At 71.6% G+C, this 19,748-nt stretch carries 12 protein-coding genes; 7 read left to right on the top strand and 5 right to left on the bottom strand.

From position 1 onward, the window contains the following. The first annotated feature begins 29 nt into the window (after positions 1 to 29). Entirely contained in the window at positions 30 to 1,331 is a 1,302-nt protein-coding gene (locus ACWD5F_RS14610; protein ID WP_451254304.1) for a sensor histidine kinase, read from the top strand. Positions 1,332 to 1,514: 183 nt separating this feature from the next. On the opposite strand, the gene ACWD5F_RS14605 is transcribed toward ACWD5F_RS14610, so the two are convergent. Beyond that, positions 1,515 to 2,006 (bottom strand): SUKH-3 domain-containing protein, encoded by a 492-nt coding sequence (locus ACWD5F_RS14605; protein ID WP_451255093.1) that lies wholly within the window; start codon positions 2,004 to 2,006, stop codon positions 1,515 to 1,517. Between the two features lie 73 nt (positions 2,007 to 2,079). Further along, positions 2,080 to 2,709: a YwqJ-related putative deaminase gene (locus tag ACWD5F_RS14600; protein WP_451254302.1), complete on the bottom strand. Its 630-nt coding sequence runs from the start codon at positions 2,707 to 2,709 to the stop codon at positions 2,080 to 2,082. A gap of 366 nt (positions 2,710 to 3,075) precedes the next feature. Between ACWD5F_RS14600 and ACWD5F_RS14595 the strand changes: the two genes are divergently transcribed. The 3 genes from ACWD5F_RS14595 to ACWD5F_RS14585 all read left to right on the top strand — a co-directional run bounded on the left by ACWD5F_RS14595 (position 3,076) and on the right by ACWD5F_RS14585 (position 8,186). Further along, positions 3,076 to 4,065 carry an SMI1/KNR4 family protein gene (locus ACWD5F_RS14595; RefSeq protein ID WP_451254300.1) on the top strand — a complete coding sequence of 330 codons (990 nt, stop codon included), beginning with the start codon at positions 3,076 to 3,078 and terminating at the stop codon, positions 4,063 to 4,065. A gap of 7 nt (positions 4,066 to 4,072) precedes the next feature. Next, on the top strand, positions 4,073 to 7,054 hold the full coding sequence (locus ACWD5F_RS14590; RefSeq protein WP_451254298.1) for an SUKH-4 family immunity protein: 2,982 nt from the start codon (positions 4,073 to 4,075) through the stop codon (positions 7,052 to 7,054). A gap of 244 nt (positions 7,055 to 7,298) precedes the next feature. Continuing rightward, positions 7,299 to 8,186 (top strand): cellulose-binding protein, encoded by an 888-nt coding sequence (locus ACWD5F_RS14585; protein ID WP_451254296.1) that lies wholly within the window; start codon positions 7,299 to 7,301, stop codon positions 8,184 to 8,186. A 57-nt stretch (positions 8,187 to 8,243) separates the two neighbouring features. Here the strand turns inward: ACWD5F_RS14585 and ACWD5F_RS14580 are convergent, their stop codons facing one another. The 3 genes from ACWD5F_RS14580 to ACWD5F_RS14570 all read right to left on the bottom strand — a co-directional run bounded on the left by ACWD5F_RS14580 (position 8,244) and on the right by ACWD5F_RS14570 (position 12,017). After that, complete coding sequence (locus ACWD5F_RS14580; protein WP_451254294.1) at positions 8,244 to 9,857, bottom strand: sodium/solute symporter; 1,614 nt, start codon at positions 9,855 to 9,857, stop codon at positions 8,244 to 8,246. Then, the gene (locus ACWD5F_RS14575; protein ID WP_451254292.1) at positions 9,854 to 10,318 is read right to left on the bottom strand and encodes a DUF485 domain-containing protein; all 465 of its coding nucleotides are present in this window, start codon (positions 10,316 to 10,318) and stop codon (positions 9,854 to 9,856) included. The genes ACWD5F_RS14580 and ACWD5F_RS14575 overlap by 4 nt, the downstream gene beginning before the upstream one ends. Before the next feature lie 286 nt (positions 10,319 to 10,604). Continuing rightward, positions 10,605 to 12,017, bottom strand: coding sequence for an MFS transporter (locus ACWD5F_RS14570; RefSeq protein ID WP_451255091.1), 1,413 nt, complete (start codon positions 12,015 to 12,017; stop codon positions 10,605 to 10,607). Positions 12,018 to 12,529: 512 nt separating this feature from the next. Here ACWD5F_RS14570 and ACWD5F_RS14565 point away from each other — a divergent pair. The 3 genes from ACWD5F_RS14565 to mfd all read left to right on the top strand — a co-directional run bounded on the left by ACWD5F_RS14565 (position 12,530) and on the right by mfd (position 19,748). Beyond that, the gene (locus ACWD5F_RS14565; RefSeq protein WP_401716673.1) at positions 12,530 to 13,318 is read left to right on the top strand and encodes an ABC transporter ATP-binding protein; all 789 of its coding nucleotides are present in this window, start codon (positions 12,530 to 12,532) and stop codon (positions 13,316 to 13,318) included. Then, complete coding sequence (locus tag ACWD5F_RS14560) at positions 13,315 to 15,894, top strand: ABC transporter permease (protein WP_451254290.1); 2,580 nt, start codon at positions 13,315 to 13,317, stop codon at positions 15,892 to 15,894. The genes ACWD5F_RS14565 and ACWD5F_RS14560 overlap by 4 nt, the downstream gene beginning before the upstream one ends. Before the next feature lie 320 nt (positions 15,895 to 16,214). Further along, positions 16,215 to 19,748, top strand: a complete 3,534-nt coding sequence (gene mfd, locus ACWD5F_RS14555; protein WP_451254288.1) for a transcription-repair coupling factor — start codon at positions 16,215 to 16,217, stop codon at positions 19,746 to 19,748.

Raw genomic sequence — 19,748 nt, 5'->3', positions numbered from 1 at the left:
GCGAGCGGTGGCGCCCGTAGGCTGGAGGCATGACCACGACGGGGGAAGAACACACCACGGGCCGGGGAGGGCCGTGGTGGTGGACCAGGTGGCGCAGTGCCGTACTGGACGTCGGGCTGGCCGTGGCGTCCGCGGTGGAGTGTGCGTTCGAGGGGATCCACTTCGCACGGGACGCGGGGATCCCGCTCGCCGCGGGGATCGTGTTCGGGGTGCTGGCCGGTTCGGCGCTGCTGTTCCGGCGGAAGTGGCCGATCGCCGTCGTGCTGGTGGCGATCGCGATCACACCGGCCCAGATGGGCTACCTGATGGGCATCGTCGGCCTCTACACGCTGGCCGCCTCGGAGCTGCCGCGCCGGATCATCGCCTCGCTGGCCGGGATGTCGCTGGTCGGGATGCTGATCGTGATGTTCGTGCGGGTCCGCCAGGACATGGCGCGGGGGGACCTGGACCTCGGCGACTGGTTCGTGCCGTTCGCCGCCATCACCACCGCGATCGGGATGACCGCGCCGCCGCTGCTGCTCGGGCTGTACGTCGGGGCGCGGCGGCGGCTGATGGAGAGCCTGCGCGAGCGGGCGGACAGCCTCGAGCGCGAGTTGCAGCTGCTGGCCGAGCGGGCGGAGGAGCGGGCCGAGTGGGCCCGCAACGAGGAGCGGACCCGGATCGCGCGGGACATGCACGACGTCGTCGCGCACCGGGTGAGCCTGATGGTCGTGCACGCGGCGGCCCTCCAGGCGGTGGCGCGGAAGGACCCGGAGAAGGCCGTCAGGAACGCCGTGCTCGTCGGCGACATGGGCCGCCAGGCGCTCACCGAACTCCGCGAGATGCTCGGCGTGCTGCGCAGCGGGGAGGGTTCCCGGCGCCCGGAACCGACGGTGCCGTTGGCGGCGGTGGGGGTCGCGGCCGCGGTGGCCGCGTCGCGCTTCGCGGACGACGGTGAGGGGCCCTGTCTCGAGGAACTGGACGAACTGATCGGGCAGTCGGCCGCGGCGGGGATGGTCGTGGATCTGTCGGTGGAGGGGGATGTTCGGCTCTACGCGGCGGAGGTCGAGGAGACGGCGTACCGGGTCGTGCAGGAGGCGTTGACGAACGTCCATAAGCATGCGGCCGGTGCGAAGACGCATGTCCGCTTGGCCCACCGGGTTTCCGAGATCGCCATGCAGGTCGAGAACGAGTCTCCGCCGGAGGTCTCGTCGGCCTCCTCGGCGCGGTTGCCTTCCGGCGGTAACGGGTTGGTCGGCATGAAGGAGCGGGTGACTGCTCTGGGCGGTGTTTTTGTGTCCGGGCCCACGGATGCGGGGGGCTATCGGGTTTCGGCGGTCATTCCGGCGTAGCGGTGGCCTTCCGGGGGTGCGTGTTTTCGGTTGTCGGGCGGCTGCGGGTTCGTGGGGGCTGGTCGCGCAGTTCCCCGCGCCCCTGAGGTGTTGTGGGGCCGGCGATTCCACAGTTCCCGGCGTTCCTGGGAGCCTTGCAGGGACGGCGATTTCCAGTGCTGTCGGGACAGGTCCTGCTGTCGGTCAGGCTGTCGTCAGGCGTGGGGGGTCTATCCCCGTGACCAGGGTCGTCAAGGCCTGGTCGATCGTGAGGCCCAGGTACCAGTCGCCGGTGTGGTCCAGGGCGTAGACGCGGCCTTCCATGTCCATGGCCAGGAGGGCCTGGGTGTCCGTCTCGGTGCCCAGGGGGGTGACCTCGGTGTCGAGGGCGCGGCCGAGGTCGCCGAGGGTGCGGGCCATGTGGAGGCCGTGCAGCGGGTCGAGGTGGACGGCTGCGGGGGCGATCTGGCGGCCCGGCCCCGTCGGCTTGATGTGCAGGCCGCCGAACTCCGCCCAGGCCTCGACGGCGGCGGGGAAGACGGCGTGGCGATGGCCGGCCGGCGACTCGTGCTCGCGCAGAGCGTCGGCCCAGAACTCGGCCTGTTTTATGTCCCAGCGCCCGGGCTGCCACCCCGCTGCGCGCAGCGCTGCGTCGAGGGGGACGGCGAATCTCGTGGAGGTGCGGTCGGCGTGCATCTGCCCTTCGTTCGTCGAGGTCATGGGTGGGCGCCGACGGGCGCCGTGGTGCGGGGGGTGAGGGAGAGAGGAGTCAGTCGTCGGCCGCCGCCGGGTCGACGACGCGGACGCCGAAATGCGCGCTGAGCGCGGCGCACGCGCGGCACGGGGCGGCGAAGCTGCCGTGCAGGGGGTCACCGTCCTCGCGGATGCGGCGCGCGGTGAGCTTGGACTGCTTCAGGGCCCGCCGGGCCTCGCCGTTGGTCAGCGGCTTGCGGGCGGCGCGCTTGCTGCGTTCGGCGTCGACGGCGGATATGTGCCGGGAGATCAGGATCGTCTCGGCGCACCGGCCGGTGAAACGGTCGCGCTGGGCGCTGGTGAGGGTGTCCAGGAAGTCCTGGACGAGCGGGTGCAGCTCGGGCGGCTGATCGCCCCGGGCGGCCGTGCCGGTGAGGGTGGCGCCGCGGACCGAGAGCGCGGCGGCGACGGTCGGGAGTATGCCGTCACGCCGGTGGTGCAGGGCGGGCGTGTGGTCGCCCTCGGCGCTCCAGCCGACCCGTGGATCGCCGGACCCGCCGGTGCGCGGATCGCCGTACGCGTCACCGTGCCGGTCCCCGTACGCACCACCGCGAAAGTCGCCCGCCCGGCCGGTCCCGGAACCGCCGGACGGTCTCCCGCCGGGGTCCGTATGCGGACCCGTCTGTGTCGCGTTCATGATCGTCATCCCCTCCCGAGCATCCCCCCGGAGCACACAGAGTGCCAAATTCCGTGGCTGGTGCGGAAGCTGGGGCCACACGACACGCCCGGGTTTGGGCGGGCAGTCACGGCGCTGTGACGGCCGGTCACGGAAGCGGAGGGCGGCTGACCGGCGCCCGGTGACCGGTGCGGTCGTACCGCATAGGCTGTCCGCACCGCGTCCGTGCGGTCGACGCCCGGTGCCACACGGCGGTCGGCGCGCGGTTCGGGCGCGGTGAGGTCGAGACGGAAGTCCAGACGGACGTCGAGACGGACGAGACAGTCGATACGGGGCGTAATGGACGGCCGGACCGGTCATCGCGCGCCGTACAGAGTGCCGCAGGGGGCAACCGCCATGACGACAGGTCGGCTCGGGCAAGCCGCGCCACCGAACGCGGCCTACGCCGGGCAGGTCGTGCATTTCCCGGATCCGGTCCGGGCGGCCCGTCACCCCAGGGGGGTGCGGGTGGACGAGCACGGATACCCCGACTTCTCCGCCTACGCGCGTGCCGCTGCGGAGATCGCCGATCCGCCGGAGGGTTTCGGGGTCGACGAACTGCGCCTGACGGACTACGTGTCGGCGAACGCGGCCCTGGCCGCCTCCGGGCACGAACTGTGGGACACGGTGCCCGCGGTGGCCACCCCGCACGGCTGGACCTGGCACCACGTGCGCGGCGGCCGACGCCTCGAACTGGTCCCGGTCGAGGTGAAGGCGCTGCTGCGGCACCACGGCGGCATCGCCACGGGCAACGTCGACCAGAACAAGCGCGGCACGCGCCCGCTCCAGGAGACCCGCCCCACCCACTTCGGGCTGCCGAAGTCGGGGGTGGCGGTGACGGAGGCGCAGGTGCAGGGCGTCGAGGAGGACCTCGGCTACCGGCTGCCGGGCGCCTACCGCTCGTTCCTGAAGGCGGCGGGCGGCTGCGCGCCGGTGGGCACGGCGCTCGACGCCGACCTCGGCCTGCTGATCGACCAGCCCTTCTTCACGGTCCGCGAGGAGGCGGCGGTCAACGACCTCGTCTACGTGAACAAGTGCCTGCGCGACCATCTCACCAAGGACTACCTGTGCGTCGCCTTCGTCCAGGGCGGCCTGCTCGCGGTGAAGGTGAAGGGCGAACGGATCGGTTCGGTCTGGTTCTGCGCCTACGACGACGCCCGCGACGTCGATCCCTCGTGGCCGCCGGCCGACCGCGTGGCGCGGCTGCTGCTGCCGTGCGGCGAGGACTTCGACACGTTCCTCTCCCGACTCGCGGGCTCTCCGCCGGAGTTGGAGACCGTGGCGAACCTGATGGTGGACGGCGGTTTCGCGCAGGCGGTGCCGACGGCGGCTTCGGTGGGGGAGTGACTTCTCGATGGTGACGTTCGCGCAGGCGCAGGAGCGCGCGGAGGAATGGATCAACGGCGATCTGCCGGCGTACCAGCATCGCGAGGTGCGGGTACGGGAGTTCGAGCTCGGCTTCGTGGTGTGGGCCGAGGACCGCGCCGACGGACCGCGCTCGGACGGCGGCGCGCAGCGGCTGGTGATCGCCCGGGACAGCGGCGAGGCCACCCTGTGGCCCGCGCTGCCGGTGGGCGAGGTCGTCCGCCGCTACGAGGAGGAGTACGGCCGCCCGGACGAGCCCACGGATGCCGTGCCGGCGGCTTCGGCGCGGGTGGATCTGAACCAGACGTCCTTCCTGCTGAGCCCGCCGGAGTGGTTGCAGGAGGCGGCGGACAAGCTGGGGATCCAGGACCGACGGGGTACCTCCGGCGGTTCTGCGGCGAGTGCCGGTGCCGGTGCTGCTTCGGGTGCGGCTTCCGGTGGAGGGGCGTTGCCCGAGACGCAGGCGGGGGTTCCGGTGGGGGCGACTCCCGCTCCGCAGGCGCCTGTTGGGCCGGGTGCGTCCGGCGGCTCGGGGTGGCCCGAGGCCGGAGGCGGTGCGGGGGTGCCCGACGGGGGCACTCCCTGGGCCGGGACCGACACCAACGCCGATGGAGGCGAGGACCGTTCGGTACCGCTGCCGGCGACGGTCTTCGCACCGCCGTTGAGCGACTCGAACGACACGCCTCCCGACGCCCAGACCGCACTGATGTCGGGCGGCAGCCAGCTGCCACCGACGGCGGAGGAACGGGCACTTGACGGTTCGGTTCGGCCGGGTGCGTCGGGAGCTGCCGGCGGGCGGGGAGCGACGCCGCCGCCGTCGGCCCCGCCGGCCGGTTCGTCGTACGGGTATCCGCAGGGTGCGGCCGGTCCGGGCGCGCCGGGGACGCCACCGCCCGCGCAGAGCGGTTCCTCCTACGGCTTCCCGCAGGGCGCCCCCAACTCGCCCGGAGCGCAGGGGACTTCGCAGTCCGGGCCGGGTGCGTCTTCTTACGGCTATCCGCTGGGCGCGCCGAGTGCGCCGCAGTCGTCGGGCGGTTCTGGTGCGCCGGGTGCGCCGGGGACGCCGTCGGCTGGGCCGGGTGGTTCTTCTTACGGTTATCCGCAGGGTGCTCCCGGTGCGCCGCAGCCGCCTGCCGGGCCCGGTGTGCCGGCGGCGCCCGTCGCGCCTCCGGATGCCGGGGACATCGCGGATGCCGCCACGAGCAAGGCCGGGCCTCCGCCGCGGCGGGCGCGGGGTGCGGGGAGCAACCCGCCGCCTCCACCGAGCGCCCCCGGGACACCGGGCGCGCGGCCGGGGAGTACGCCTCCGCCGCCCGCGCCGGGGCCCGGTGCGCCGGCCGGTGGGTACGTCCCGACGCAGATGGTGTCGTCGCTCGGTCCCGAGGGGCCGGGGGCAGCGCAGGGTGGTCCGGGTGCGCCCGGTCCGTCCGGCGCGCCGCAGGCTCCGGGTGCCCCTCACCCGCCCGGTGCGCCGAACCCGCCCGGCGGCACCCCGCCCGGTGGTGTCCACCAGGCCGCCACGATGTTCGCCGACCCCGGTCGGCCGGGCCCGGGTGGAGGCGCGCCGCAGCCTCCGGGCGCCCCTGGTGTCCCGAACTCGCCCGGCGCGCAAGCAGGTCCGGGCGCCCCGGGCATGCCCGGAGCCCCTGGCGTACCGCAGTCTCCAGGCGCACCCGGCGCACCCGGCGCTCCAGGCAGTCCTGGTGCTCCCGGTGGTTCCGGCGCACCCGCGTTCCCCGGTGCGCCGCAGGCACCCGGTGCCCCCGGCATGCCCGGTGGGCCCGGTCCGCAGGGCTCCGCAGGGGGCGCGCGAGGTGCCGTGCACCACGCGGAGACCGTGTTGTCGGCGCCGCCCGTCGGCGGACCCGGCGCGCCGCCTCCGCCGCAGGCTCCCGGCGCGCCCGGTGTGCCGCCCGGCGCTCCCCAGCCGCCGATGCCCCCGGCCGGGCAGGCGCCCGGTCAGCCCCCGGCGTACGGCTATCCGCAGCCGCAAGGGCAGCCGACCGTGGGCCCCGGCTACCAGGCCGTGCTGCGCTACCGCGCGCAGGACGGCTCCGAGCAGCAGGTGATCCGGCGGTCGGCGCCGGGCACCCCGCACCCCGAGTGGCAGATCTTCCACGAGCTGCGCGGCATGAACGTGCCGCCGGACCAAGTACTGGAACTGCACACGGAGTTGGAGTCCTGCGAGCTGCCGGGCGCGTACTGCGCGCGGATGATCCGGGAGCAGTGGCCGCAGGCGCGGATCGCGAGCATCGCCCCGTACGGCACGGATCACGCGAGCCGGCAACAGGGCATGCACCAACTGCTCGCGCACCAGGGCGAGTTGCACCAGGTCGCCGACGGTCCCGCGCGCCCGGCGCCGGTGCGTGCGCCGTTGCCTCCGGTGCAGTCGGCGCCGCCGATCCCGCCGGAGGCGATCGCGCAGGAGCTGGCGGCGGCGTTCGGGCCGGGGGTGTTCCGGTTCGAGCAGGCGGCCGTGTCCCGACAGGGCGTACCGCCGGTCGTGGCGCACTCGCTGGTCGCGGCGGGGCTGCCGATGGACCTGGGCCCGTTCTTCTGGGCGCAGGCCCAGCCGGGGCGGCCGGTGCCGACGCTGGCCGAGCTGGCGCAGGAGCGCGGGGTGCGGCCGGCGCCGGACGCGGGCTCGTACCTCGTGATGGGCAGCGACTTCGGCAAGGCGATCTGCGTGCAGTACGGGACGGCCAACATCGTGGCGGTCCCCGTGGAGGCGGGACCCGGTGGAGGGTCCGTGCCGCCGCAGTTCGTGAACACGGGTCTGCCCGAGTTCCAGCGCTGCCTCGGGCTGCTCGGGCGGATGTGGCGGCTGCGGTACGGGCTGAACCAGGAGCAGGCGGGCCGCTGGACCGTCGACTTCCAGGCCCAGCTGGCCTCCCTCGACCCGGCGTCGCTCGGATCGCCGGAGAGCTGGTGGTCGGTCCTGCTGGAGCAGATGTGGGACGGACTGCTGTGAGGCACCGCCGCCACTGAGCGAGGCCGAGGGGCCGGGCCGGTCACAGCGACCGCCCGGCCCCTTTGCGTTTCCCCGTCCCCGTCCCCGTCTCCGCCCTCGTCCCATTTCTGTCCCTGTTCGGGTACATACGCGTACTGACCGTGACCTGTGCGCGGAGTGTCGCGTTATGAACACTTCCGTCCGATACCTCAGGATGTGCGGAACATCATCATTTCGCGTCCGTTCGGCGGAGAGGGGTTCCAGGATGAGCAGCGCAGCGGTCCCGACCCACGGTTTCGTGGCCGTACGAGGGCGCGGTTACCGCCCCGAACAGGTCGACGCGTACGCGGTCGCGATCTCCCGCGACCGGGACGCGGCATGGGAGCGGGCCGCCCGCCTCACCGTGCTCGCCCGGGAGATGGAGGAGGAGACGGCCCGGCTGCGGGAGACCGTGGCACAGCTCGCGCCGCAGACCTACGAGACCCTCGGGGAGCGCGCGCGGCGCCTGTTCGAGCTCGGGCAGGAGGAGGGCGCGGCCGTACGGGAGGGCGCACGCCAGGAGGCGCGGCGCCTCATGGACGAGGCGCAGGAGTACGCGACCGGCGTGCACGACGCGGCCCGGGCGCACGCCGACGACGTACGCGCCGAGGCCGACGAACGGGCCCGCCACCGGCTGCTCGCCGGGCAGGCCGAGGCCGACGAGATCCGGATCTCCGCCCGGCGCGAGGTGAAGGAGGGGCGTGGTGAAGCCCTCGCCGCGCTCCGCGAAGTGCGCCTGCGCACCGCCGGAATGCTCGCCGAGCAGACCAAGGAGCAGGACGAACGATGGGCCGAGGCGGAGCGCGAGGCGGCCGAGCGCGAGGCCGGCCTGGACGCGGGCGAGGCCGAACGGGTGGCCCGCGCCGAGGCGTCGCTCTCCGAGGCGAAGCGGGCGTTCGCGGAGGCCGAGGAGTCGGCTCGCCGTTGCCAGGAGGAGGCCCACACCCGTGCCGCCGAGATCCTCGCCGAGGCCCGCGCCCGCGAGGAACGCACCGCCCGCGAGACGGAACGCGTCCTGCGCGAACACGGCGAGCGCTGGGACGACGTACAGGCCCAGATGGACTACGTACGCAGCAGCCTCACGGCATTGACGGGCTCGGCGTCGGGGGAGTGACGGGACGCTGAGGGGGGCGTGCCGGGTGCGGACGCGGTCCCCGGCGTCAAGGGCGCGTCAGCCGCCCCTCCGTACAGCGCCCGCCAGGATCCACCCCTCCACCGCCTCGTACTGCCGGCGTTCCTCCTCCGCCGTGCGCCGTCCGGACAGGACCGAGCCCAGCCAGCCGAAGGCGAAGCCGAGGGGAATGGTGACCAGGCCTGTCGTCGTGAACGGGAACCAGTTGATGTCGAATTCCGGGAACGCCGAAGTGGGGGAGCCCGAGACCAGGTTGGTGCCCGGCATCAGGAGCAGGACCGCCGTGGTGCCGCCGATCAGCGTGCAGAGCAGGCCCGTTCGGGTGTAGCGGCGCCAGAAGAGGCTGTAGACCAGGGCGGGCGCGATGGCGGAGGCGCCGAGGCAGAAGGACAGGGTCACCAGGGGTTGCAGGCTGCGGTGTTGGACCAGTGTGGCCAGCAGGATCGCCGGGACGCCCACCGCCAGCGCCGACATCCGGGCCAGCGTCATCTCTCGGCGGGCCGTCATCTCCCGTGCGCGCGCGGCGAACACGTCGTGGGCGAGGGAGTTGGCGCAGGCGAGGATCATGCCGGCGACGGAGGCCAGGAGCGTCAGGAAGATCGCCGCGGTGACCGTGGTGAACAGGAACGTTTCCGCGGTGGAGACGTCCGGGCCGAAGGCCGCGCGTGAGCCCAGCAGATAGGCCGTGTTGCCCTGCGGGTCCGCCTGCGCGATCGCCGCGCGCCCGATCAGTGCCGTCGCGCCGAACCCGACCACCGTGACGACGAGCACGAACAGCACCACCGCCGACACCGCCCACGACATCGACCGCCGTACCTGCCGCGCGCTGGAGGCGGTGTACATGCGCATGGTGATGTGCGGCAGCACGGCTCCGCCCAGGACGACCGTCAACTGCGAGACGATCATGTCCAGTCGGGGCTGGGAACCGCCCGCGAACTGCAGCCCCGAGTGCAGGAACGACGAGCCCACCCCGCTCTGCGCGGCGGCCGCGTCGAAGAGCGTGCCAGGATTCCAGTCGAAACGCTTCAGCACGAGTACGGCGATCACGGCACCGGACCCGAGCAGCATCACGATCTTCAGGATCTGGATGAGCGCGGTGCCCTTCATCCCGCCGATCGCCGCGTAACTGATCATCAGCGCGCCGAGGCCGATGATGCACGCGGTCTTCAGGGAGTCGCCGGAGAAGCCGAGGATGAAGGCCAACAGCTGTCCCGTGCCCGCGAGTTGGACCAGCATCAGCGGCAGCAGCGCGGCGATGGTCACCACGCACGCGGTCATCCGCACGCCCCGCCCCGGCATCCGCCGTGCGAGTGCGTCGCCCATCGTGAAGCGCCCCGCGTTCCGCAGGGGTTCGGCCAGCAGGAACATCAGCAGCATCAGCGACAGCGCGGTGCTGAGGGCGAGCACGATCCCGTCGTAGCCGCACAGGGCGATGACACCGCCGGTGCCCAGCACGCTCGCCGCGGAGATGTAGTCGCCGGCGATCGCGAGGCCGTTGCGCAGCGGGGAGAGGGAGCCGTAGCCGGTGTAGAACTCGTCGAGGTCGTCGCGGTCCGGGCCGGTCATCACGCACAGCAGCAGCGTGATCGTGGCGATGGCGGTGAACGCGACCAGGGACATGGCCTGCGCGTTCCCGCTGAAACCGTCGGTCATCGGGCCGCCTCCCGCTTGGCGTCCAGCGCGGACTCCTTGCGTATGCGGTCCGCGATCGGGTCGACGTACCGGCGGGCCGTGCGCTCGTACAGCACGATCGCCAGCCAGGTCACGGGGATCTGGAGCAGCGCGAGCAGCAGTCCGGTCGGCAGGCCGTCGGTGACGGTGCTCGTCATGACCGAGGGCGCGAAGGCCGACAGGATCAGGAAGAGCGTGAAGTAACCGAGCGCGGCCAGACTCGCGGTGCGCCGCTGCCAGCGGTACGCGCTGCGCAGCACCCGCAGATCACTGTGGTGCCCGAGCGGCGGACGCTCGGGGCGGCGCCGCCTGGCGGGTTCGGGCGGGTCGAGGGGCGGCTGCCAGGGGTACGTGGCGTCGTAGGACGGGGACGAGTCGTGCCGGGGATGAGACGAGTCGTGCCGGGGGTAAGGCGGATGCGACGGGGACGGGTCGTAGGACATCCCGGTCTCCTTGCGTGGCTCGGGTCCGTGGCGGCGGACCGCAGGGAGGTGGGCGGAGGGAGTGAGGCGTAGGGAGGTGAGCGGGGGTGGGGAGCGGGCGGAGCCACGCACGCTACTCGTCGGTACCGGCGATGCGCGAGGGTTTCACCAAACTGATTGGTCGGTACGCGCTTACTTCGCTGACCTGCGGTGTTACCCGCGTTAACTCATACCTTTGGGCGCCCTGAGACCTTTACAGGCCCTCCGTATCCGTCCCCTTTTTCGCCGCCGGGTCGCCCCCGGACCCTCACTCCTTCAGCACCGGAAACCGCCTCGGCGCCATGAACAGCAGCACCAGGAACGCGAGTGCCGCCGCACCGCCCGCGCCCAGATACACCGCGTGCACCGCGTCCGCGACCGCCCGCCGTGTCGCCTCCGGGACCGCGCCCGCGTCCAGGCCCCGCGTCACCGAGTCCAGGTCGCTCGCGCCGCCGAGCCGTGCGGCCAGCACCCCGTTGGCGATCGCGCCGAAGACCGAGGCGCCGATGGTCTGGCCGGTCTGCCGGCAGAAGAGGACCGAGGCCGTCGTCGTGCCGCGTTCCGACCAGCCGACGGTCGACTGGACGCCGACGATCAGCGGGAGTTGGAACAGGCCGAGGGCCGCGCCGAGCAGGAGCATCAGGAGGGTCGGCTGCCAGGCCGAGCCCGGGTAGGGGAGGAAGGGGAACGCGAAGAGGACCAGCGTCGCCGTGCCGATGCCGATCATCGCGGTGTTGCGGAAACCGATCCGCCGGTAGACGTGCTGGCTCAGCGCCGCCGACACCGGCCAGGTCAACGTCCAGACGGACAGCACGAATCCGGCGGCCACCGGCGCGAGCCCGAGCACCGACTGCGCGTACGTCGGCAGGAACACCGTCGGCGCGACCATGAGCAACCCCAGTGCGCCCAGGGCGAGATTGACCGCCGCGATCGTGCGGCGCCGCCACACCCACCCGGGGATGATCGGCTCGGCCGCCCGGCGCTCGACCAGGACCACGACGGCGACCAGCGCAAGTCCCGTACCGAACAAGGCGATTGAGGGTGCCGACAGCCACGGCCAGGCCACCCCGCCCTGCACCAGCGCCGTGATCAGGACGCCGCCGCACGCGAACACCGCCAGCGCGCCCGCCCAGTCCACGCGCGGGCGTCGGACCGACTCCCGTGCGGGTTCGTGCAGATGACGGACGATCAGCCACAACGCCACCGCGCCGACCGGGAGGTTGACCAGGAAGATCCAGCGCCAGCCGGCGTAGGCCGCGAGCAGTCCGCCGATGCCGGGGCCCGCGACCGCCGACACCGCCCAGACCGTGGAGAGCTTGGACTGGATCTTGGGGCGGTCCTTGAGCGGGTAGAGGTCGGCCGCCAGCGTCTGGACCGTGCCCTGCAACGCCCCGCCGCCCAGGCCCTGGACGATGCGGAACGCGATCAGGGCGGCCATGTTCCAGGCCGCCGCGCACAGCAGCGAACCGAGCAGGAAGAGGGCCGCGCCCACGATCAGCACCGGCTTGCGGCCGAAGGTGTCCGACAGCTTGCCGTAGACCGGGAGCGTCACCGTCACCGCGAGCAGATAGCCGGAGAAGAGCCAGGAGAAGTAGGTGAAGCCGCCGAGGTCGCCGACGATCTGCGGGACGGCGGTCGAGACGATCGTGGAGTCGAGGGCCGCGAGGGCCATGGCGAGCATCAGCGCGGCGACGACGGCGCCTCGTCTGCGCGTGCCCTGCGCAGGCTGGCCGGCCACCGAAGCCCGTATGTCCGTGTCCCCCTGGTCCACGTGATTCCTTTCCCCTTGCATCTATCTGCCGTCGGACAGCTTCCCACTTGACCCTGACGTGGCGGGAGGGTGCAAGGTCGGGCGGACCGGTGGGTGGACCGAACCCCTAGATCGACTCCACCCGGCGGTGGACTGCCCCTAAGGGTTCCTCCGTACAACGGACAGGGGCGGGTTCGTACCCGTGGAGGAGGAGACCGGCTCCGCGCGTCCTTAACCTGGCTTTATGCCGCTGGGGAGCGGTGCCGGAGCGGTGATGGGGTGGTTCACCGAACCGGCGGGGGTGGGGTTTTCCCCCGTAGAAGAGGGTGCTGGGCACCAGCGCGCCGGACCCCTCTTCGACGACAGACTCATGGACGTACCGCTTCGAACAGCTCATTCGCAGGCTGCCGGACGCTTTGGCAGCCCGATATAGGAGACAAAACATGACTTCGGCCGTAACCATTCCCAGGCACGGGGGCACTGGAGGGCGTACGGCCGTTGCCGCCAGGGCTCGCCAGGTCGTCAAGGCGTACGGGTCCGGGGAGACCCGGGTCGTCGCCCTCGACCACGTCGACGTGGACATCGCGCGGGGCCAGTTCACCGCGATCATGGGGCCCTCGGGCTCCGGCAAGTCCACGCTGATGCACTGCCTCGCCGGGCTCGACAACGTCACCGGCGGGCAGATCTACCTCGACGAGACCGAGATCACCGGGCTGAAGGACAAGAAGCTCACGCGGCTGCGCCGGGACCGGATCGGGTTCATCTTCCAGGCCTTCAACCTGCTGCCGACGCTGAACGCGATCGAGAACATCACGCTCCCGATGGACATCGCGGGCCGCAAGCCCGACAAGCAGTGGCTGGCGCAGGTGGTCGACACCGTGGGTCTGAGCGACCGGCTCAGGCACCGGCCCTCGCAGCTGTCCGGCGGTCAGCAGCAACGCGTCGCCGTGGCCCGCGCGTTGGCCGCCAGGCCCGAGATCATCTTCGGCGACGAGCCGACCGGAAACCTCGACTCCCGTGCCGGAGCGGAGGTGTTGGGCTTCCTGCGGCGTTCCGTCGACGAGCTGGGCCAGACCATCGTCATCGTCACGCACGACCCGGTCGCCGCCTCCTACGCGGACCGCGTGCTGTACCTCGCCGACGGCCGGATCGTCGACGAGATGTACAAGCCGACCGCCGAGGCCGTCCTGGACCGCATGAAGGACTTCGACGCCCGGGGGCGTACGTCATGACCGTGCTCAAGACCTCGATGCGCAACTTCTTCGCGCACAAGGGCCGGATGGCCCTCTCGGCGGTCGCCGTGCTGCTGTCGGTCGCGTTCGTGTGCGGGACGCTCGTGTTCACCGACACGATGAACACGACCTTCGACAAGCTGTTCGCGGCCACCTCCTCCGATGTCACCGTCAGCGCCAAGGGCGCCTCGGACAGCGGGGAGACGACCTCCGGCAACGGCAAGCCGCCGGTCATGCCGGCCTCCGTGCTCGCCAAGGTGAAGGCGGCCGACGGCGTCAAGTCGGCGGAGGGGACCGTCTTCTCCACCTCCGTCACCGTCGTCGACGACAAGAAGGACAACCTCTCGCCCTCCAGCGGCGCCCCGACCATCGTCGGCAGCTGGAACAGCAACGACGCCCGCACCATGAAGATCACCGAGGGTTCGGCGCCGAAGGGCTCCGGCCAGGTCATGGTCGACGCCGACACCGCCGACAAGCACCACCTCAAGCTCGGTGACGAGATCGGCGTGATCAGCGCGGTCGGCAACTTCGACGCCAGGATCTCCGGCATCGCCGACTTCCAGATCACCAACCCCGGCGCGGCGATCTTCTACCTCGACACGAAGACCGCGCAGTCGACGCTGGTCGGCGAGCCGAACGTGTACACCAACGTCAATGTCACGGCCGCGTCCGGTGTCACCGACGCGCAGCTCAAGCAGAACGTGGCCGCCGAACTCGGCGGCGCCTACAAGGTGCAGACCGCCAAGGAGACCGCCGACGCCAACCAGAAGGACGTCGAGTCCTTCATGAACGTCATGAAGTACGCGATGCTCGGCTTCGCCGGGATCGCCTTCCTCGTCGGCATCTTCCTGATCATCAACACCTTCTCGATGCTGGTCGCCCAGCGCACCCGTGAGATCGGCCTGATGCGGGCCGTCGGCTCCAGCCGCGGGCAGGTCAACCGGTCCGTGCTGGTGGAGGCGCTGCTGCTCGGTGTCTTCGGTTCGATCCTCGGCGTCGGCGCGGGCGTCGGCATCGCGGTCGGCCTGATGAAGCTCATGAGCAAGCTCGGCATCCAGCTCTCGACCAGCGATCTGACCGTCGCCTGGACGACTCCGACGATCGGCCTCCTGCTGGGTGTCGTCGTCACCGTCTTCGCCGCGTATCTGCCCGCCCGCCGGGCCGGCAAGGTCTCCCCGATGGCCGCGCTGCGCGACGCCGGCGCTCCGGCCGACGCCAAGGCCGGCTGGATCCGGGCCGTGCTGGGTCTGCTGCTGACCGGCGGAGGCGGCTACAGCCTCTACGTGGCCGCGTCCGCGAAAAAGGCGAGCGAGGGTTCGCTCTGGCTCGGCCTCGGCGTGGTGCTCACCCTGATCGGCTTCGTCGTCATCGGCCCGCTGCTGGTCGGCGGCATGGTGCGGGTGCTGGGCGCGGTCCTGCTGCGGATCTTCGGCCCGGTCGGACGGATGGCCGAGCGCAACGCACTGCGCAACCCGCGCCGTACGGGGGCCACGGGCGCCGCCCTGATGATCGGGCTCGCGCTGGTCGCCTGCCTGTCGGTGGTCGGCTCCTCCATGGTGGCCTCCGCCTCGGACCAGCTCGACAAGACCGTCGGCACGGACTTCATCATCCAGAGCGACAGCGGGCAGCTGATCACCCCGCAGGCCGTGAAGGCGGTCAAGGACACGCCGGGTCTTGCCCGGGTCAGCGAGTACAAGGAGGCCGAGGCCGACTACACGACCCCGGACGGCAAGACGCTCAAGAACACCGACGTCACGGCGGCCTCGCCGACGTACGCGGAGGACCTGCGTGTCAAGACGGTCGCGGGCAAGCTGAAGGACGCCTATCTGCCGGACTCGATGTCGGTGCACGAGAAGTTCGCCAAGGCGCACGACATCCACCTCGGCTCGAAGATCAAGATGGCCTTCAAGGACGGCGCCACCGCCAGCCTGACGGTCCGGGCCATCACCAGCAACGACGGTCTGATCGACGCGGGCTCCAAGTACATGTCGATCGCCACGCTCGCCAAGTACGTGCCGGCCGACAAGATGCCGCTCGACAGCCTGGTCTTCGCCACCGCCAAGGACGGACAGCAGGACGCCGCGTACACGTCGCTGAAGTCGGCGATGCACGACTACCCGCAGTACAAGGTGCGCGACCAGACCGACTACAAGCAGGCCCTGAAGGACCAGATCGGCCAGCTCCTGAACATGATCTACGGCCTGCTGGCCCTCGCGATCATCGTCGCGATCCTCGGTGTCGTGAACACCCTGGCCCTCTCGGTGGTCGAGCGGACCCGAGAGATCGGCCTGATGCGGGCCATCGGCCTCTCGCGCCGCCAGCTGCGCCGCATGATCCGCCTGGAGTCGGTCGTCATCGCCCTCTTCGGTGCCCTGCTCGGCCTCGGTCTGGGCATGGGCTGGGGCGCCACCGCCCAGAAACTCCTCGCCCTGGAGGGCCTCAAGGTCCTCGACATCCCCTGGCCGACGATCATCGCGGTCTTCGCCGGCTCGGCCTTCGTGGGCCTGATCGCCGCCCTGATCCCGGCGTTCCGGGCAGGCCGGATGAACGTCCTGAACGCGATCGCCACGGAGTAGGGGACAGGGGTCCCGGAAAGCACGGGACCACAGGGACACGGGGGACACGGGGGACAAAGCCACCGCATACGGGGGTTGCGGGGGAGGGCCCGGCGCCGAAGAGTCTTGGGGGACTCGACGGCGCCGGGCCGCTGTCATGCCCGTGATCCGGAACCCCTGCGAGAAACCCCGGCCCCCGTGCGCTGAGCACGCCGTATTCACTCCGCCGAGTGACACCGCCCCCGGCGACGTACCCTGGAGAACCCCCGGCCCGCTGTGCGTGTCGGGTCCTTCGTGTTGCCCACCCCCCTCGGACCACCCCCGGACGGAAGCACTCCTTCATGAGCCTGCACGGTCTGCTCGATGCTGTTGTCAAGGACACCGCTCTCGCGGAAGCGATCGCGGCGGCCGCCGGCGGCAACCGCATGCACGTCGACCTGGTCGGTCCGCCCGCGGCCCGGCCGCTGGCCGTCGCCGCCCTGGCCCGGGAGACCGGCCGCCCGGTGCTGGCGGTGACCGCGACGGGGCGTGAGGCGGAGGATCTCGCGGCCGCCCTGCGGTCGCTGCTGCCGGCCGACGGGGTGGTGGAGTACCCGTCCTGGGAGACGCTCCCGCACGAGCGGCTCAGCCCGCGCAGCGACACCGTGGGCCGTCGCCTCGCCGTCCTGCGCCGGCTGACCCACCCCCGGCCCGACGACCCCGAGACGGGCCCGGTGTCGGTCGTCGTCGCGCCGGTACGGTCCGTGCTGCAACCGCAGGTCAAGGGGCTGGGAGAGCTGGAGCCGGTCGCCCTGCGGACGGGGCAGACCGCCGATCTGAACGCGATCGTCGACGCTCTCGGCGCCGCCGCCTACGCGCGCGTGGAGCTGGTCGAGAAGCGCGGCGAGTTCGCCGTACGCGGTGGAATCCTGGACGTCTTCCCGCCCACCGAGGAACACCCCCTGCGCATCGAGTTCTGGGGCGACGACGTCGAGGAGATCCGCTACTTCAAGGTCGCCGACCAGCGGTCCCTCGAAGTCGCCGCGCACGGACTGTGGGCCCCGCCCTGCCGTGAACTCCTGTTGACGGAAGACGTCCGCACGCGCGCGCGTGCCCTCGCCGAACAGCACCCCGAGCTGGGCGAACTGCTCGGCAAGATCGCCGAGGGCATCGCCGTGGAGGGCATGGAGTCCCTCGCCCCGGTCCTCGTCGACGACATGGAGCTGCTGCTCGACGTGCTGCCCAAGGGCGCCATGGCCGTCGTGTGCGACCCGGAGCGGGTACGCACGCGTGCCGCCGATCTCGTCGCGACCTCGCAGGAGTTCCTCCAGGCCTCCTGGGCGGCCACCGCCGGTGGCGGCGAGGCCCCGATCGACGTCGGCGCGGCCTCCCTGTGGTCCATCGCGGACGTCCGGGACCGGGCGCGCGAGCTGGACATCATGTGGTGGTCCGTCTCCCCCTTCGCCGCCGACGAAGAGCTCGACGCGGACACCCTCAAGCTCGGCATGCACGCGCCCGAGACCTACCGTGGCGACACCGCCAAGGCGCTTGCCGACACCAAGGGCTGGCTCGCCGACGGCTGGCGCACGGTCTACGTGACCGAGGCGCACGGCCCCGCCGCCCGCACGGTCGAGGTGCTCGGCGGCGAGGGCATCGCGGCCCGCCTCGACAGCACCGGGCTCACGGACCTGGAGCCGTCCGTCGTGCACGTGGCGTGCGGCTCGATCGACTACGGCTTCGTCGACCCGGCGCTGAGACTCGCCGTGCTCACCGAGACCGACCTGTCCGGCCAGAAGGCGGCCGGCAAGGACGGCACGAGGATGCCGGCCCGCCGCCGCAAGACGATCGACCCGCTCAGCCTGGAGGCCGGCGACTACATCGTCCACGAGCAGCACGGCGTCGGCCGCTACATCGAGATGGTCCAGCGGACCGTCCAGAGCGCCACCCGCGAGTACCTGGTGGTGGAGTACGCGCCCGCCAAGCGCGGCCAGCCCGGCGACCGCCTCTACATCCCCACCGACCAGCTGGAACAGATCACCAAGTACGTCGGCGGCGAGGCCCCCACCCTGCACCGCCTCGGCGGCGCCGACTGGACCAAGACCAAGGCGCGCGCCAAGAAGGCCGTCAAGGAGATCGCGGCCGACCTGATCAAGCTCTACAGCGCCCGCATGGCCGCCCCCGGACACACCTTCGGCCCGGACACGCCCTGGCAGCGCGAGCTGGAGGACGCCTTCCCCTATGTGGAGACGCCCGACCAGCTGACCACCATCGCCGAGGTCAAGGACGACATGGAGAAGTCGGTCCCGATGGACCGCCTGATCTGCGGCGACGTCGGCTACGGCAAGACCGAGATCGCGGTCCGCGCCGCCTTCAAGGCCGTCCAGGACGGCAAGCAGGTCGCCGTCCTCGTCCCCACCACCCTGCTGGTGCAGCAGCACTTCGGGACCTTCTCCGAGCGCTACTCCCAATTCCCGGTCAACGTACGGGCGTTGTCCCGCTTCCAGACCGACACCGAGGCGAAGGCGACCCTGGAGGGCCTGCGCGAGGGCTCGGTGGACGTCGTCATCGGCACCCACCGGCTGTTCTCCTCCGAGACCAAGTTCAAGGACCTGGGCCTGGTCATCGTCGACGAGGAACAGCGCTTCGGCGTCGAGCACAAGGAGCAGCTGAAGAAGCTGCGCGCCAACGTCGACGTACTGACGATGTCCGCCACCCCCATCCCCAGGACCCTGGAGATGGCGGTGACCGGCATCCGCGAGATGTCCACGATCACCACCCCGCCCGAGGAGCGCCACCCGGTCCTCACCTTCGTCGGCCCCTACGAGGAGAAGCAGATCGGCGCGGCCGTCCGCCGTGAACTCCTGCGCGAGGGCCAGGTCTTCTACATCCACAACCGCGTCGAGTCCATCGACCGCGCCGCCGCCCGGCTGCGCGAGATCATCCCCGAGGCGCGGATCGCCACCGCCCACGGCCAGATGTCGGAGACGGCCCTCGAACAGGTCGTCGTCGACTTCTGGGAGAAGCGGTACGACGTCCTCGTCTCGACCACGATCGTCGAGTCCGGCATCGACATCTCCAACGCCAACACCCTGATCGTGGAGCGCGGCGACAACTTCGGCCTCTCCCAACTCCACCAGCTGCGCGGCCGGGTGGGCCGCGGCCGCGAGCGCGGGTACGCCTACTTCCTGTATCCGCCGGAGAAGCCGCTGACCGAGACCGCGCACGAGCGGCTCGCCACCATCGCCCAGCACACCGAGATGGGCGCGGGCATGTACGTGGCCATGAAGGACCTCGAGATCCGGGGCGCGGGCAACCTGTTGGGCGGCGAGCAGTCCGGGCACATCGCGGGCGTCGGCTTCGACCTGTACGTCCGCATGGTCGGCGAGGCGGTCGCGGACTACCGCGCCTCCCTGGAGGGCGGGGTCGAGGAGGAGCCGTTCCTGGAGGTCAAGATCGAGCTCCCGGTCGACGCGCACGTCCCGCACGACTACGCCCCCGGCGAGCGCCTGCGCCTCCAGGCCTACCGCTCCATCGCCTCCGCCACCACGGAGGAGGACATCAAGTCCGTACGCGAGGAACTCACCGACCGCTACGGCAAGTTGCCCGAGCCCGTGGAGAACCTGCTCCTGGTGGCCGGCCTGCGCATGCTCGCCCGCGCGTGCGGCGTCGGGGAGATCGTCCTTCAGGGCACCAACATCCGCTTCGCACCGGTGGAGTTGCGCGAGTCCCAGGAACTGCGCCTCAAGCGCCTGTACCCCGGGACCGTCATCAAGCCGACGGCCCACCAGGTGCTGGTGCCGCGGCCGAAGACGGCGAAGATCGGCGGAAAGCCGTTGGTCGGGCGGGAGTTGCTCGGCTGGGTGGGCGAGTTCCTGACGTCGATCCTGGGGTCGTAG

It is taken from the genome of Streptomyces sp. NPDC002499, from assembly GCF_053595415.1.
This window is presented reverse-complemented; position numbering and strand designations above follow the sequence as displayed.